This is a genomic window from Streptomyces sp. G45, from assembly GCF_049542095.1.
GTDB lineage: Bacteria > Actinomycetota > Actinomycetes > Streptomycetales > Streptomycetaceae > Streptomyces.
Map to the genome: position 1 here is coordinate 5500990 of NZ_JBMUZU010000001.1, position 15709 is coordinate 5516698.

11 protein-coding genes are annotated in these 15709 nt (G+C 74.0%); 10 read left to right on the forward strand and 1 reads right to left on the reverse strand.

From position 1 onward, the window contains the following. Positions 1-744 precede the first annotated feature (744 nt). The 3 genes from ACOBQU_RS23190 to ACOBQU_RS23200 all read left to right on the forward strand — a co-directional run bounded on the left by ACOBQU_RS23190 (position 745) and on the right by ACOBQU_RS23200 (position 6532). Positions 745-1008, forward strand: a complete 264-nt coding sequence (locus ACOBQU_RS23190; RefSeq protein WP_384806376.1) for a WhiB family transcriptional regulator — start codon at positions 745-747, stop codon at positions 1006-1008. Positions 1009-1385: 377 nt separating this feature from the next. Next, on the forward strand, positions 1386-5045 hold the full coding sequence (locus ACOBQU_RS23195) for a glycosyltransferase (protein ID WP_423629223.1): 3660 nt from the start codon (positions 1386-1388) through the stop codon (positions 5043-5045). Next, complete coding sequence (locus ACOBQU_RS23200) at positions 5042-6532, forward strand: DUF5719 family protein (RefSeq protein WP_423629224.1); 1491 nt, start codon at positions 5042-5044, stop codon at positions 6530-6532. The genes ACOBQU_RS23195 and ACOBQU_RS23200 overlap by 4 nt, the downstream gene beginning before the upstream one ends. A 27-nt stretch (positions 6533-6559) precedes the next feature. Here the strand turns inward: ACOBQU_RS23200 and ACOBQU_RS23205 are convergent, their stop codons facing one another. Then, entirely contained in the window at positions 6560-7018 is a 459-nt protein-coding gene (locus ACOBQU_RS23205; protein WP_423634659.1) for a metallopeptidase family protein, read from the reverse strand. Between the two features lie 310 nt (positions 7019-7328). On the opposite strand from ACOBQU_RS23205, the gene ACOBQU_RS23210 reads away from it, so the two are divergent. The 7 genes from ACOBQU_RS23210 to ACOBQU_RS23240 all read left to right on the forward strand — a co-directional run bounded on the left by ACOBQU_RS23210 (position 7329) and on the right by ACOBQU_RS23240 (position 15557). Then, entirely contained in the window at positions 7329-7706 is a 378-nt protein-coding gene (locus ACOBQU_RS23210; RefSeq protein WP_423629225.1) for a DUF3499 domain-containing protein, read from the forward strand. A gap of 307 nt (positions 7707-8013) precedes the next feature. Further along, positions 8014-9630, forward strand: a complete 1617-nt coding sequence (locus ACOBQU_RS23215; RefSeq protein ID WP_423629226.1) for an L-lactate permease — start codon at positions 8014-8016, stop codon at positions 9628-9630. An 87-nt stretch (positions 9631-9717) separates the two neighbouring features. Beyond that, the gene (locus ACOBQU_RS23220; protein WP_423629227.1) at positions 9718-11082 is read left to right on the forward strand and encodes a phosphomannomutase/phosphoglucomutase; all 1365 of its coding nucleotides are present in this window, start codon (positions 9718-9720) and stop codon (positions 11080-11082) included. Positions 11083-11333: 251 nt separating this feature from the next. Continuing rightward, positions 11334-11510: a Trm112 family protein gene (locus ACOBQU_RS23225; RefSeq protein WP_423629228.1), complete on the forward strand. Its 177-nt coding sequence runs from the start codon at positions 11334-11336 to the stop codon at positions 11508-11510. A 56-nt stretch (positions 11511-11566) separates the two neighbouring features. Next, positions 11567-12733: an SIS domain-containing protein gene (locus ACOBQU_RS23230; protein ID WP_423629229.1), complete on the forward strand. Its 1167-nt coding sequence runs from the start codon at positions 11567-11569 to the stop codon at positions 12731-12733. 550 nt (positions 12734-13283) lie between these two features. Beyond that, positions 13284-14435, forward strand: a complete 1152-nt coding sequence (gene manA / locus ACOBQU_RS23235; protein ID WP_423629230.1) for a mannose-6-phosphate isomerase, class I — start codon at positions 13284-13286, stop codon at positions 14433-14435. Between the two features lie 144 nt (positions 14436-14579). Beyond that, positions 14580-15557 carry a cation diffusion facilitator family transporter gene (locus tag ACOBQU_RS23240; protein WP_423629231.1) on the forward strand — a complete coding sequence of 326 codons (978 nt, stop codon included), beginning with the start codon at positions 14580-14582 and terminating at the stop codon, positions 15555-15557. Positions 15558-15709: the final 152 nt, after the last annotated feature.

A 15709-nucleotide genomic window follows, 5' to 3' on the forward strand; every position in this document is an offset into this window, starting at 1 on the left:
GCGGGTGCGGCGCGAAGAGCGGGCGGCGCGGGCGGCGCGGGCCGGGTGAGGGGGCTGGCGGCGGTGCGCGAGGGTCGCGGGGAAGCGGTGTCGCGCGGCGGTCAGCGGCTCAGCGGCCGGTGGCGGCGGCTTGGCTCAACAGCCGGGGCGGCTGGAACAGCGGCACGCACAGGTACAGCGACAGCGCGAGAGGGCAGCACCGGAAGACCCACCGGGGCGGGTCGCGGAAAGCGCCAAGTTCGCGAGCATGCCCACCAGGACAGCGGCTTACACCTTCGATGTCAACTCATTGTCCGGTATGTGGGCAATGTTTCACCTCATCCGGTTCTCCTGAGTGGCGAAAGGTTTGTGCAGCCGTCACACAGGACACAAGCCGCACCAACCGGCGCTCAAAGCGGCGCGTCCACCGGCGCTCGACCGCCGTGGCGATCCCGCGCGATCCCGTGAGTCGCGTGTGATCCCGTTCGCTTCGGTGCGCTCCCTGCAACGGGAGTGGTGGTCGTGACGTCCCTAAGAGTGGACGGACGCGGCGCGAAGGGCGTCGGACGGGCCTTCGAGGGGTGTCATGGTTTAGGCGGATTTGAACACTTTCCGCAAAGCCTTGGTTCCGCAGAGTGAATAAGGGGCTCAATAGCAGATCCCGGCTTGACTGGCCCGGATCGGCACACTTGTAATTTCACTCGTGTCGTTCGGCCGACATCGGTAGCGGCAGCACGGGGACGCAAAGACAGACGAGGGGCGCACATGACCGAGCTGGTTCAGGAACTGCTGGTCGAGGACGCGGACGACGAAATCGGCTGGCAGGAGCGCGCACTGTGCGCCCAGACCGACCCCGAGTCCTTCTTCCCCGAGAAGGGCGGCTCCACGCGCGAGGCCAAGAAGGTCTGCCTCGCCTGCGAGGTCCGCTCCGAATGCCTTGAGTACGCACTTGCGAACGACGAACGCTTCGGCATCTGGGGCGGCCTCTCGGAACGCGAACGCCGCCGCCTGAAGAAGGCCGCCGTCTAGTTTTCCCGCAGCCTGCTCGCCGCTTCGCGGCTCGCCCTCAAGCGCCGGGCGGGCTGAATTCTCCGGTCGCTCGCCGTCTTCGGCTCTCTGTGATCCGCCGCTCCACGGCGGATGTTCACCCGCCCACCCGCCCCCACCGGGGCGGGTGGTCTGTTTTCAGCGCGTCCGGCGTTCGAGGACGCGCCGCGAAGCGGCGGCGACGGGCGCCCCCGCGAGGGCATCCGGAACGCCCGCGTCAGCCCCCGCCCCCGGGTTGTCCACAGGCGGCGGGCTGACGCGCCGCCAGCCGTTAGTGTGGGGGCCCGTCCGAGACGCCACCGCGCTCCCAGGGGGCGCGGGCGTCCACCGCAGTCCAGCGAACCGGGGCCCGTACCTCGATGTCCGTGCACAGCCATCCGGCGGCCCACGACGGCGCCGCCGCCGGGTCCGACCCGGCAAGCCCACCCGAGTTCCCGCGCCACGTGGTGACCGCGGTGCTCGTCTCCCACGACGGCGCCCGCTGGCTGCCCGACGCGCTCGCCGGACTGCTCGGCCAGGACCGCCCCGTACAGAACGCGATCGCGGCCGACACCGGCAGCGCCGACGACTCCGCCCAACTCGTCACCGAGGCCCTCGGCGCCGACCGCGTGCTGCACCTGGCGCGCCGCTCCGGCTTCGGCACGGCCGTCGACGAAGCGGTCCGCACGGCCCCCGTGCTCACCCCCGACGACCTGCCCTACCTGAAGCGCCCCAGCGGCTGGGACCCCGTCAGCCGCACCTGGCGCGACGACACCTACGACCTGCCGGAGCTGCCGCACGGCGAGCCCGTGCAGTGGCTGTGGCTGCTGCACGACGACTGCGCGCCCGAGCCCGGCGCCCTCGCCGAACTGCTGCGCGCCGTGGAGATGGAGCGCGAGGCGGGCAACGAGGTAGCGGTCGTCGGCCCCAAGCTCCGCGGCTGGTACGACCGCAGGCAGCTCCTCGAGGTCGGCGTCTCCATCGCCCACTCCGGGCGCCGCTGGACCGGCCTCGACCGCCGCGAGCAGGACCAGGGCCAGCACGACCACGTGCGGCCCGTGCTCGCCGTGTCCACCGCGGGCATGCTGATCCGCCGCGAGGTGTACGAGCAGCTCGGCGGCTTCGACCGCCGCCTGCCGCTGATGCGCGACGACGTCGACCTGTGCTGGCGCGCCCACGCCTCGGGGCACCGCGTCATCGTCGCCCCGGACGCGGTCGTACGGCACGCGGAGGCCGCCTCGCGCGAGCGCCGCACCGTCGACTGCGCGGGCCGCACGGCGTCCTCGCCGCACCGCGTCGACAAGGCGGGCGCCGCCTACGCGCTGCTGGTCAACTCCCGCTCCGCGGTGCTGCCCTGGGTCCTCGTACGGCTCGTCGTGGGCACGCTCCTGCGCACGCTCGCCCTGCTCCTCGGCAAGGCGCCCGGGCAGGCGCTCGACGAAGTCGCCGGTCTCTTCGGCACGTTGCTGCGGCCCGAGCGGATCCTCGCCGCCCGCAGGAAGCGCGGCAAACCGCTGCCCGCCGCCAGCGAGCTGCGGCCGCTGTTCCCGCCGCCCGGAGCCACGGTCCGCGCCACCGTGGAGCAGGTCGCGAGCAACGTGGTGGGCCGCTCCGACCCCGAAGTGTCCTCCGCCGGGCGCCACGGCGCCGTCGAGTCCGGGCCTGGGGGAGACGACGCCGACTTCCTGGAGGTCGAGCAGTTCGCCCGCCTCAAGCGCGTCGCCCGCAAGCCGGGCCCCGTGCTGTTCGCGGTGCTGCTGCTCGTCACGCTCATCGCCTGCCGCGCCCTGATCGGCGGCGGCGCCCTCGCGGGCGGCGCCCTGCTGCCCGCCCCCGCGGGCGCCTCCGACCTGTGGGCGCGCTACACGGACGCCTGGCACCCCGTGGGCGTCGGCGGCACGGCGGCGGCCCCGCCCTACCTGGCCCTGGTCGCCACCCTGGCGACGCTCCTGTTCGGCTCCACCGGGCTGGCCGTCACGGTCCTGCTGATCGGCTCGGTCCCGCTCGCGGGCCTCACCGCGTACTTCGCGTCCCGCCCCCTGGTGCCGTCCCGGCTGCTGCGCGCGTGGGCGTCCGTGGCGTACGCCTTCCTGCCCGCCGTCACCGGCGCGCTCGCGGGCGGCCGCCTGGGCACCGCCGTGCTCGCCGTCCTGCTGCCGCTCATCGCCCGCGCGGGCGCCGCCGCGAGCGGACTGACCGCCCCCGACGGCACCCGCGGCAGCTGGCGCGCCACCTGGGCGTACGCGCTGCTCCTGACCGTCACCACCGCCTTCACGCCGATCGTCTGGCCGATCGCCCTGGTCCTCGGCGTGCTGGTGCTGGTCCTGCGCCGGGGCGACATCACGGCGTACGGCCCGCGGTTCCTCGCCGCGCTCGGCACGCCCCTGCTGGTCCTCGCCCCCTGGTCCCTGACGCTGCTGCCGACCGGCTTCTTCCAGGAGGCCGGACTCGAGTACGGCACGGGCGCGGCGTCCGCGCTCGGCCTGCTCGGCGCCAGCCCCGGCGGCCCCGGCACGGTGCACGGCCTGATGCTCATCGGCATCGTCCTCGCCGCGCTCGCCGCCCTGCTGCGCGGGCAGCGGCTGCGCGCCATCCGCGCCGCCTGGGCCGTCGCCCTGGTGGCGCTGGTGTTCGCCGCCCTGTCGAACGGCTCCGCCTGGGCGGGCCCGGCCACCCTGGTGTACGGCATCGCGCTGCTCGCCGCCGCCGCGCTCGGCGCCGACGGTGCCCGCGCGCGGGTCGCCGAGCAGAGCTTCGGCTGGCGCCAGCCGGTGGCCGCGCTGATCGCCTTCGCCGCCGCCGCGGGGCCGCTGCTTGTGGCCGCCGGGTGGCTGATCGGGGGCGCCGACGGGCCCCTGGAGCGCCGCCACCCCGCGCAGGTGCCCGCGTTCGTCGCCGAGGAGAGCGGCACCGAGGACCAGGCCCGCACCCTCGTCCTGGACAGCGCCTCGCCCGCCGAGGTCTCGTACACGCTGGTGCGCGGCTCCGGCGCCCGCCTCGGCGACGCCGAACTGGCCGCCGCCGACGGCTCCCACGGCCGCCTGGACCGGATCGTCGCCCGCCTCCTCGCGGGCTCCGGCGCCGACCAGGCCGACCACCTCGGCGGCTACGCGGTGCGCTACGTCCTCGTACGGGACGGCGCGCCCCGCCAGCTGAGCCGCACCCTGGACGCCACGCCCGGCCTCACCCGGCTCAGCCAGGAGGACGGCAGCGCCCTGTGGCGCGTGGACCGGCAGGTCGCGCGCGTCGCGATCGTGCCCAAGGCGGGCGACCCGCAGCCGGTGGCCGCGGGCCCCGTCGAGGTGCACACGACGATCGAGGCGGGCAAGGAGGGCCGCGTGCTGCGGCTCGCCGACGCCGCCGACGCGGGCTGGACGGCCACCCTCAACGGCCGTGCCCTGCCCCGCACCACCGTGGACGGCTGGGCGCAGGGCTTCGAGCTGCCCACGTCCGGCGGCCACCTGGACGTCACATACGAGCCGTCGGCGGGCCACACGGCCCTGCTGTGGGCCCAGGGCGCCCTCGCGCTCGTCCTGGTGGTCCTGGCGCTGCCGGGCCGCCGCCGCGACGTGGACGACGACCTGCCCGAGGAGGCCCCGCTGCCCGCGCAGGCCGCCTCCGGAGAGGGCCGCAGGGCGCGCAGGCTGCGGGCCCAGGGCGAACCGCCCCCGGCCGACGGCCCGCCGGGGCAGGAGCCGCTGGCCGCGGTCCCGCCGCAGCACGCGCCCGCCCCCGAGCACACCCCCGACGCCTGGGCGGCCCCCGCCCACGCGGGCGCCGACCACACTTCGTACAGTGGCGAGCCCTACCAGAGCGCGCCCTACGCCCCGAGCGGCTACGAGCCGTACCAGCAGGACGCCTACCAGAGCGGCCAGTACGACCCGTACGCGTACGGCGGCACCTACCCGCCGGACCAGGGCTACGGAGGGGCGTACGGCACCACCGGCGCCCCGGGCCCCGCCTACCCCCAGCAGCCGCCGATGCCGCCGCGGCCGCCGCACGGCACCGACGGCGAGCGCCCCGACGGGAGCCAGCAGTGAACCGCACCACCGTGTCCCTGATCGCCGCGGCGGCCGCCCTGGCCGCCGTCACCGGCTTCGCCCAGGTCACCGCCCCCGGGGGCGAGGACGACGCGAAGGCGGCGAAGCGGCTGCCCGTGGAGCGCACCACCCTGCTGTGCCCCGAGCCCAGCACCTCCGAGCTGGCCGAGACGACGTACACGGCGTTCACGCCCCCCTCCGAAGGCGCGGAGAGCGGGGGCCGCGCCGCGCTGCGGCCCGCCGTCAAGGAGCTGACGGACGCGCCGCAGGGCGGCAAGGGCGAGGCGAAGCAGCCGAAGCCGTTCCTCACGCAGAACCAGCCGGGCAAGCCGGTCTCCGGGGACCAGTCCGACACGGGCGCGCCCGCGCTCCTCGGCAGCGCCGACGGCGCCCTCGCGCCCGGCTGGACCGTCCAGCAGACCACGACGGTCAGCGCGGGCGCGGGCCGCGGCCTGCACGGCACGGCGTGCGCGGCCCCGGACACGGACTTCTGGTTCCCCGCCGCCAGCACCGCCAAGGGCCGCGACGACTACGTCCACCTGACGAACCCGGACGAGTCCGCCGCGGTCGTCGACGTCGAGCTGTACGGCCCCGACGGCGCCCTGAAGTCCGAGGTCGGCGAGTCCATCCAGGTCCAGCCGCACTCCACGGTGCCGGTGCTGCTGTCCACGCTCGCGGGCCGGGCGGAGACCGACCTCACCGTGCACGTGACCGCCCGCAGCGGCCGCGTCGCCGCCGCCGTGCAGTCCTCGGACGACGAGCTGGGCGGCGACTGGCTGGCCCCGTCCGCCGACCCGGCGCCGAGCCTGGTGCTGCCCGGCATCCCCAAGGACGCCACGTCGGTGCGCCTGGTCGCCTTCGCCCCCGGAGCCTCGGACGCCGACCTGAAGGTCCAGCTCGCCTCGCCCACGGGCCGCATCACGCCCGCGGGACACGAGACGCTGCACGTGAAGTCCGGCATGACGGCCGCCGTCGACCTGGGCGACGTCACCAAGGGGGAGCCGGGCTCCCTCCTGCTGACGCCGACCGACGACCCCGTCCCCGTAGTGGCCGCCCTGCGCGTCACCCGCGGCAAGGGAGCCAAGCAGGAGACGGCGTTCATCCCGGCGACGGCCCCGGTCGGCGACCGCGCCACGGCCGCCGACAACCGCGCCAAGGGCACCGTCCTGTCCCTCGTGGCCCCCGGCAGGACCGCCCACGTCAAGGTCACCGCGTCCGCGGGCACGGAGGGCGGCGACCCCACCACGAAGCGCTACACGGTCAAGGGCGGCACGACCCTGGCCGTCACCCCGCCCGTCCCCCCGGGCCTCAAGGGCGCCTACGCCCTCACCCTGGAGCCCGAGTCGGGCGGCCCCGTCCACGCCACCCGGACCCTGGAACTCCCCGAGAACGGCATCCCCATGTTCACCAGTCAGCCCCTCCCGGACGACAGGGGAGTGGTGGCGGTCCCGGAGGCGAAGCAGGACTTGGAGGTCCTGCAGAAGTAGGGCTTCGCCGACCCCCGGGCCCCCGGCTCACTCCTCCCCGTACCGGGGATCCACCGACTCCGGCGACAGGCCGAGCAGCTCGGCGACCTGCTCCACCACCACTTCGTGGACGAGCGCGGCCCGCTCGTCCCGCCCCTTGGTCCGGATCTCCACCGGCCGCCGGTACACGACGACCCGGGCGGGCCGCCCCTCGGACGCGGCCACGGTCCCGCCCAGCGGCACGGCGTCGGCCGACCACTCCGCGTCTGAGGCGCCTCCGCCGGAGACCGGCGGCACCTCGAGGACCAGGAAGTCGATGTCCGTGAGCTGCGGCCAGCGCCGCTCAAGGCGCTCCACGGAGTCCTGCACGAGGTCGGTGAAGGCCTCGGCGCGGCTGGTGGACAGGGGGACCTGGGGCGGCGCCACAGGGCCGCGCATGCCCCGGCCGTGGCGGTCGCGGCGGCGGGGCCTCGGCTCGGTGGCGCGGGGCGGTACGGGGTTGTCCATCACTACGGAAGCGTAGTCCCCGAGATCGCCCTTTCCGCACCGAGCGCGGCATGTCGCTTCCTGACCATTCCAGCCAAGCTTGAGCTCGATTGTGTATCTCTCCGGGACCGCCGACCTCACCCCGATTGGCAGGGTTTGTTCCGCCTGATGACCGGGCGCAACACCCCAAGTCCCTCTGGCCCCTTGCGTTATCGCAGGTCAGAGCGGCGCTTTTCGGACGCCCTGTGTGCGGGATCACAGTACGACACGGGGGAGTGACCTCGCGGAGAGTCGTCGCGGCCCGCTCAAGAGTGCGGTACCGTCCAACGTCGTGAGCCCTGTACGTCGCTGTTCGCGCACCGCTTGCGGCCGACCCGCCGTCGCGACGCTGACGTACGTCTACGCCGACTCGACCGCGGTCCTCGGCCCCCTCGCCACGTATGCCGAACCCCACTGCTACGACCTGTGCGCCGAGCACTCCGAGCGCCTGACCGCGCCGCGCGGCTGGGAGGTCGTCCGCCTCGCCGACGGCTCGGGCCCCGCCCGCCCCAGCGGCGACGACCTCGAAGCGCTCGCCAACGCCGTGCGGGAGGCGGCCCGCCCGCAGGAGCGCGCCGCGGAGGCCGGGGGCAGCGGGGCGCGTTCGGCGGACCCGATGGAGGTCGCGCGCCGGGGCCATCTGCGGGTGCTGCGGTCACCGGAGTCCTGACCACCACTCCGGAGAAACCGTTCCGCCGCCTGCCCGCGCTCTCTGTAGAGACCACCGCGTTCTCCGTAGGGACCCACCGCGTTCTCCGTAGAGACCGCTGCCCTCTTCGCAGAGACCACCGCCCTCTCCGTAGAGAGCCATAGAGAGCCATCACCCTCTTCGTAGAGCCCCGTTGTCCATCCCTGAACAGCCAACCCGTTCCCCTGAGCTGCCACCCCGTGGGAACACCCCACCCCTCACGCCCCATTGACGCCCCGTCGCCGCGGACCCGACCATTCCCCTCACCCGTGCACTCGGGGAGGCCCCTGTGTTCGTTCAGGAACTGGAGCCCGTAGCCGACTCGCTCGGCCTGTCCGCGCTCGTCGCGACGCTGCCCCTGCTCACCGTCCTCGTGCTGCTCGGCGCGGTGCGCGTGAAGGCGCACCGCGCCGGGCTCGCCGGGCTCACCGTGGCCGCCGCCGTCGCCTGGCTCGCCTTCGGCATGCCGCTCGGGCAGACCGCGTCCAGCGCCGCGCAGGGCGCGCTCTTCGGGCTCTTCCCCATCCTGTGGATCGTCGTCAACGCCCTGTGGGTGTACCGGATGACCGTCCGCACCCGGCACTTCGACGTGCTGCGCCGCTCCTTCGGGCGGCTCTCCGACGACCCGCGCGTCCAGGCGCTCGTCGTCGCGTTCTGCTTCGGGGCGCTCCTGGAAGCCCTCGCGGGCTTCGGCGCGCCCGTCGCGATCTGCTCCGTGATGCTCGTCGCGCTCGGCTTCGACCCGGTGCGCGCCGCCGTCGTCGCCCTCGTGGCCAACACCGCGCCCGTCGCCTTCGGAGCGATGGGCACCCCCGTAGTGACGCTCGCCCAGGTCACCGGCATCCCCCTGGACACCGTCGCTGCCGTCGTGGGTCGCCAGACGCCGCTGCTGGCGCTCGTCGTGCCGCTGCTGCTGGTCGCCCTGGTCGACGGGCGGCGCGGGCTGCGCGAGACCTGGGTGCCCGCCCTGGCGTGCGGAGTGGCCTTCGCCGCCGCCCAGTTCGCGGCCGCCACCTACGTCTCCGCCCAACTGGCCGACATCGGGGCCGCCCTGGCGGGCGCGGGCGCCCTCGCCGCCGTCCCCGCCGCCCGGCGCCCCGCCGCCGAACCCGTGCGCGCGGCCGTCCTGACCGGCGCCCGCGGCGAGGACCTCGACCGCGTCGACCCGCGCTCCGAGGTGGCGCGCGCCTACGCCCCGTACGCGCTGATCGTCGCCGTGTTCTCCGCCGCCCAGATCCCGCCCGTCAAGGACCTCCTCGCCCGGGCGACCCGCACCTTCGACTGGCCCTTCCTGGACGTCGCCGACCCCGCGGGCGAACCCGTCGGCGGCAACGTCTTCGCGCTGCCGCTGGTCGCCACCGGCGGCACGCTCGTGCTGCTCGCGGGCGTCGGCACGGCGGCCGTGCTCGGCGTCCCCGCCCGCGCGGCGGCCCGCGAGTGGGCGGCGACCGTGCGCGAACTGCGGTTCGCGATCCTCACGGTGACCAGCGTCCTCGCCCTCGCGTACGTCATGAACCTGTCCGGCCAGGCCGCCACCATCGGGCACTTCGTGGCCGACGCGGGCGCGGGCCTGGCCTTCCTCGCGCCGGTGCTCGGCTGGTTCGGCGTCGCCGTGTCCGGCTCCGACACCTCGGCGAACGCGCTGTTCGGCGCGCTCCAGGTGACCGCCGCCGAGCAGTCGGGCCTGTCGCCCGAACTCCTCGCCGCCGCCAACAGCTCCGGCGGCGTGCTCGGCAAGATGATCTCCCCACAGAACCTCACGATCGCCTGCGCTGCCGTGGGACTCGCGGGCAAGGAGGGCGACGTGCTGCGCAAGGTGCTGCCGTGGAGCCTCGCGCTGCTCCTGGTGATGTGTCTGATCGTCGTCGGCCAGAGCACGGCGGCGCTCGGGTGGATGCTGCCCTGAGGCGTCTTGGGGCGTGGCGTTGCGGGTAGTTTGGTGCCACCGACGAGGGCTTGCCGAGCTCCATGAACCTTGCAGAGAGGGTTGGCCGTGACTGCTGATCTGTCCCAGATCGTCAAGGCGTACGACGTGCGCGGAGTGGTCCCGGACCAGTGGGACGAGTCGCTGGCGGAGTTGTTCGGTGCGGCGTTCGCGCAGGTCACGGGCGCGGAGGCGATGGTGGTGGGGCATGACATGCGGCCTTCGTCGCCGGGTCTCTCGGGTGCGTTCGCGCGGGGCGCGGCGGCCCGGGGCGTGAACGTTACGGAGATCGGCCTGTGCTCGACGGACCAGCTGTACTACGCGTCGGGGGCGCTGGACCTGCCGGGCGCGATGTTCACCGCCTCGCACAACCCGGCCCAGTACAACGGCATCAAGATGTGCCGCGCGGGTGCCGCCCCGGTCGGGCAGGACACGGGCCTGGCCGACATCCGCGCCCTCGTCGAGCGCTGGGCGGAGATCGGCGCCCCCGAGCCCGCCGCCACCCCCGGCACCGTCACGCGGCGCGACACCCTCAAGGACTACGCGGCACACCTGCGCTCCCTGGTGGACCTGACCGCGATCCGCCCGCTCAAGGTCGTCGTCGACGCGGGCAACGGCATGGGCGGCCACACCGTCCCCACCGTCTTCGAGGGCCTGCCGCTGACCCTCGTACCGATGTACTTCGAGCTGGACGGCACCTTCCCCAACCACGAGGCGAACCCGCTGGATCCGGCGAACATCGTCGACCTCCAGAAGCGCGTCCGCGAGGAGGGCGCCGACCTGGGCATCGCCTTCGACGGCGACGCCGACCGCTGCTTCGTCGTCGACGAGAACGGCGGCCCCATCTCCCCGTCGGCCATCACCGCCCTGGTCGCCTCCCGCGAGCTGGCCAAGCACGGCGGCAGGGGCACGGTCATCCACAACCTGATCACGTCGTGGTCGGTCCCCGAGGTCGTCAAGGAGAACGGCGGCACGCCCGTGCGCACGCGCGTGGGCCACTCCTTCATCAAGGAGGAGATGGCCAAGAGCGGCGCTATCTTCGGCGGCGAGCACTCCGCGCACTACTACTTCCGCGACTTCTGGAACGCCGACACGGGCATGCTGGCCGCCCTGCACGTCCTGGCCGCCCTCGGCGGCCAGGACGGCCCGCTGTCGGCCCTGGTCGCGCAGTACGACCGCTACGTCGGCTCCGGCGAGATCAACTCCACCGTTGACGACCAGGCCGCCCGCCTCGCCGCGATCAAGGCCGCGTACGAAGGCCAGGACGGCGTCACCCTCGACGAACTCGACGGCCTCACCGTCACCGCCGCCGACTGGTGGTTCAACGTCCGCGCCTCCAACACCGAACCCCTCCTCCGCCTCAACGCCGAGGCGCGCGACCAGCGGACGATGGAAGAGATCAGGGACGCGGCCCTGGCCATCATCAGGGCTTGAGCCCCGCCTTCCCTTGTCCCGGCCCGCCGGGCGGGATTCAGCCCGTCCGGCGTTTGCGGACGAGGCCGAAGGCCGATGGACGGGGGTGCCAGGGGGGCGGGCCCCCTCGTTTCGGTGAAGGGCGGCGGGCCTGGGGCGCCCCGCGAGGGCCCACCTCCGCCCGGCCCCCCGGCCCGGCCCCCCGCCCAAGGCTCCCCGGCCAGAGATAGGCTGGGCAGACGCCCTGTCCAACCCCCCGAAGGGACCCCCTCATGCCGCTCGAAGCCGGTCTCCTGGAGATCCTCGCCTGCCCGGCCTGTCACGCTCCCCTGAAGGAGACGGACACCGAGCTGGTGTGCACGGCGGAAGGCACCGAATGCGGCCTCGCCTACCCCGTCCGTGACGGCATCCCCGTCCTCCTGGTCGACGAGGCCCGCCGCCCCGAGTAAGGATCAGGAGCAGCCCCCGGCGCACCCGGCGCCCACGCGAGGAAGAGGCGGACCCCATGCTCGACGAGTCGCTCCTGGACGCCCCCGAGGCCCTGGCCCTCGCCGACCGCCACGACCTGCTGCGCGGCGCCGCCGAGGCGGGCGCCCGGGTGCGCACCGCGGTCCGGCACGCCACGGAGTCCGGGCTGACCGGGCTCAAGCCGGACGGCCGCCCCCGCGCCGTCCTGATCGCGGGCCCCGGCACCGCCGCGGTCGGCGTCGCCGACCTGCTCGGCGCGCTCGCCAGCCCCAGCTGCCCCGTCATCCGCCTCGCCCCCACCGGCGTGGCCCCCGCGGCGGGCGCCCTGCGCTGGTCCCTGCCCGGCTGGGTCGGCCCCGTCGACCTGCTGCTCATCGCCACGCCCGACGGCACCGAACCGGGCCTGCCGCTCCTCGCCGAGCAGGCCTACCGCCGCGGCTGCACCGTGGTGGCCGTCGCCCCCGACCGCTCCCCGCTGGCCGAGAGCGTCACCGGCTCCCACGGCCTGACCGTCCCGCTGGCCGCGCCGCCGCACCCCGCCGCGCGCGGCGGCGGCGACGACGGCGGCGAGGCGGAGGCCCCCGCCGCCGCCCCCGGCACGCTGTGGGCCCTGCTCGTCCCGCTGCTGATCCTGCTCGACCGCACGGGGCTGGTCAGCGCGCCCGTCGAGGCCCTGGAGAAGGCCGCCGACCGCCTGGACGCGGTCGCCGAGCGCTGCGGCCCGGCCATCGCCACGTACAGCAACCCCGCGAAGACCCTCGCCGCCGAGCTGGCCGAGGCGCTGCCGCTGATCTGGACCGAGGGCCAGGGCGCGGGCCCCGCGGGCCGCCGCTTCGCCGCCGCCCTCGCCGAGTTGGCGGGCCACGCCGCGCTCGCCGCCGAGCTGCCCGAAGCCCTGCCCGCGCACGCCACCCTGCTGGCCGGGGGCGGGCCCGGCGGTGCCGACAGCGACGACTTCTTCCGCGACCGCGTCGAGGACCCGGCCCCGCTGCGCGCCCGCGTCGTCCTGCTCAGGGACCGCCCGGCCGACGCCGGGGGCCTGACCGCGGCGCCCGCCGCCCGCGAACTCGCCCACAGCCACGACACTGCGGTCAGCGACCTCGAACCGGAGGACGGCGGTGACCTGGAGCGCCTCGCCGAACTGATCGCCATCACGGATTTCGCCGCCGTTTACCTGGCGCTCGCCTCCGGGAGCCGATCATGACGGCGCCCGCCGGGCGCTTGCGCGCGACCCGGGACGGGCACCCGTGCCCGTACCTGTGAACGTGACGGCATCCCTGTGAACTCGTCCCGTCCACTGTGGACTCGTCCCGTCAACTCGCCCCGTGAACCCGTACACATGGACCTGTACACATAGCCCCGTACATACACATGGACCTGTGCAGATGGAGCCGTACATATATGGACCCATACACACATGGACTCGTACACATGGATTCATCCGTATGAACTTGTGCGCATGGACCCATCCGCATGGACCCATCCGCATGGATCCGTGCGTATGGACCTGTGCGCATGGACCCGTGCGTACAGAGTCGCGCGTACGGAGTCGTCCGCAGGAACTCGTCCGTATGAACCCGCCATATGAACCCGTCCGTATGAACCCGTCCATATGGACACGCGCCCGCAAGAGACACGCGTGAACGCGCACCCGTAAGAGACACGCGCGCGCCCGCGCAGCGCACGCGCCCCCGCGCAGCGCACGCGCCCCCGCAAGCCCGTAAGCCTGTAAGCCCGTAAGGGAGACCCCCGCCGTGGACCGCCTCACCAACACCATCCGCCCCTACGCCTGGGGCTCCACCACCGCCATCGCGGGCCTCCTCGGCGTCGAGCCGACCGGGGAGCCGCAGGCCGAGATGTGGCTGGGCGCCCACCCGGGGGCGCCCTCGCGCACCGAGCGCGGCCCCCTCGACGAGGTGATCGCCGAGGACCCCCGGCGCGAACTCGGCGCGCGCGCCGTCGACGCGTTCGGCCCGCGCCTGCCGTTCCTGCTCAAGATCCTCGCCGCGGGCGCCCCCCTCTCCGTACAGGTGCACCCGAACCGCGAGCAGGCCCGCGAGGGGTACGAGGACGAGGAGCAGCGCGGCGTCCCGATCGACGCCCCGCACCGCAACTACAAGGACGCCAACCACAAGCCCGAACTGATCTGCGCGCTCACGCCGTTCGAGGGCCTGTGCGGCTTCCGGCCCCCGGCCGAGGCCGCCGACCTGCTCGCGGGCCTCGGCGTCGACTCGCTCAAGCCGTACGTCGACCTGCTGCGCGCCCGGCCCGAGGACGCCGCGCTGCGCGAGGTCCTCACGGCCGTGCTCACCGCCGACCGCGACGAGATGACCGCCACGGTCACCGAGGCCGCGGCCGCCGCCGAACGCCTCGGCGGCGCGTACGCCCCGTACGCCGACGCGGCCCGGCACTTCCCCGGCGACCCCGGCGTCATCGCGGCCATGCTCCTCAACCACGTCCGCCTCAACCCCGGCGAGGCCCTCTACCTCGGCGCCGGAGTCCCGCACGCCTACCTCAACGGCATGGGCGTCGAGATCATGGCCAACTCCGACAACGTGCTGCGCTGCGGCCTCACCCCCAAGCACGTCGACGTGCCCGAACTCCTGCGCGTCGTGCGCTTCGAGGCCACCGACCCCGGCGTGCTGCGCCCCGAGGCCTCCGCCGACGGCGAGGAGGTCTACGACACCCCGATCGACGAGTTCCGCCTCTCCCGCTACGTGCTGCCCGAGGGCGGCGCCACGCACGACCTCACCGCCGAGACCCCGCAGATCCTGCTCTGCACGGCCGGTGCGGTCCGCGCGGGCGACCTCGACCTCACGCCCGGCCAGTCCGTGTTCGTCCCCGCGGGCGAGAAGACCGAAGTGTCCGGCACCGGCACGCTTTTCCGCGCCACCGTGGTCGCCTGACCCGCCCCACCCGACGCGTGCTGCAACAATGACCCACCGCGCGGGCCGGACAACCGGCCCGCGCGCCCGATACGGTCACGCGGGTGGCCGGACACGGGTCACACAGGTGACAGGTCACGCAGGTGAAGGGAACAACGAGCACACATGAGTGCGTCAGGCGGAACCAAGGCGATCGTGGCGGCGCTCGCCGCCAACCTCGCGATCGCGGCGTCGAAATTCGTGGCGTTCCTCTTCAGTGGCTCGTCGTCGATGCTCGCCGAGAGCGTCCACTCGCTCGCCGACTCCGGCAACCAGGGCCTGCTGCTCCTCGGCGGCAAGAAGGCCCAGCGCGAGGCCACCCCGCAACACCCCTTCGGATACGGCCGCGAGCGCTACATCTACGCGTTCCTGGTCTCCATCGTGCTCTTCTCCGTCGGCGGCATGTTCGCCATCTACGAGGGCTACGAGAAGATCAAGCACCCGCACGAGATCGAGCACTGGTACTGGCCGGTGGGCGTCCTGGTGTTCGCCATCATCGCGGAGTCCTTCTCCTTCCGGACCGCCATCAAGGAGTCCAACACCCTGCGCGGCTCGCTCTCCTGGAAGGAGTTCGTCCGCCGTGCCAAGGCCCCTGAGCTGCCCGTCGTCCTCCTTGAGGACCTCGGCGCGCTCGTTGGCCTGGTCCTCGCGCTCGGCGGCGTCGGGCTCGCCCTCGCCACCGGCGACGGCGTCTGGGACGGCATCGGCACGCTGTGCATCGGCGTGCTGCTGATCCTCATCGCGATCGTGCTCGCCGCCGAGACCAAGTCGCTGCTGCTCGGCGAGGCCGCGGGCACCGAGGAGGTCGCGAAGATCGAGCAGGCCCTCGTCGACGGCGACACCGTCACCCGCGTCATCCACATGCGCACGCTGCACCTCGGCCCCGAGGAACTCCTCGTCGCCGCCAAGGTCGCCGTCCAGCACGACGACACGGCCCGCGAGGTCGCCGAGGCGATCAACGCCGCCGAGGACCGCATCCGCGCGGCCGTCCCCATCGCCCGCGTCATCTACCTGGAGCCGGACATCTACAGCGAGGAGGCCGCCGCCGCGGGCACGAACCCGGCGAAGACCCCGGGCGGCCCGACCCCGGAGAGCGGTCACTGACCGTCGTCCGTACGTGGACACATGGAGAGGGCCCCGCACCGTACAGGTGCGGGGCCCTCTCCATGTATGTACGCAACGTATGTACGCGATGTGTGTACGCGATGTGTGTACGCAACGTATGTACGCGACTCAGGGCGCCCATGCGTGACGAG

What these genes read in the sequence shown, in the direction of transcription:
- ACOBQU_RS23190 (WP_384806376.1), top strand. Translation starts at nt 745, where the DNA reads ATGACCGAGCTGGTTCAGGAACTGCTGGTCGAGGACGCGGACGACGAA.
- ACOBQU_RS23195 (WP_423629223.1), top strand. Translation starts at nt 1,386, where the DNA reads ATGTCCGTGCACAGCCATCCGGCGGCCCACGACGGCGCCGCCGCCGGG.
- ACOBQU_RS23205 (WP_423634659.1), bottom strand. Translation starts at nt 7,018, where the DNA reads ATGGACAACCCCGTACCGCCCCGCGCCACCGAGCCGAGGCCCCGCCGC.
- ACOBQU_RS23225 (WP_423629228.1), top strand. Translation starts at nt 11,334, where the DNA reads ATGCCGCTCGAAGCCGGTCTCCTGGAGATCCTCGCCTGCCCGGCCTGT.
- ACOBQU_RS23230 (WP_423629229.1), top strand. Translation starts at nt 11,567, where the DNA reads ATGCTCGACGAGTCGCTCCTGGACGCCCCCGAGGCCCTGGCCCTCGCC.
- ACOBQU_RS23240 (WP_423629231.1), top strand. Translation starts at nt 14,580, where the DNA reads ATGAGTGCGTCAGGCGGAACCAAGGCGATCGTGGCGGCGCTCGCCGCC.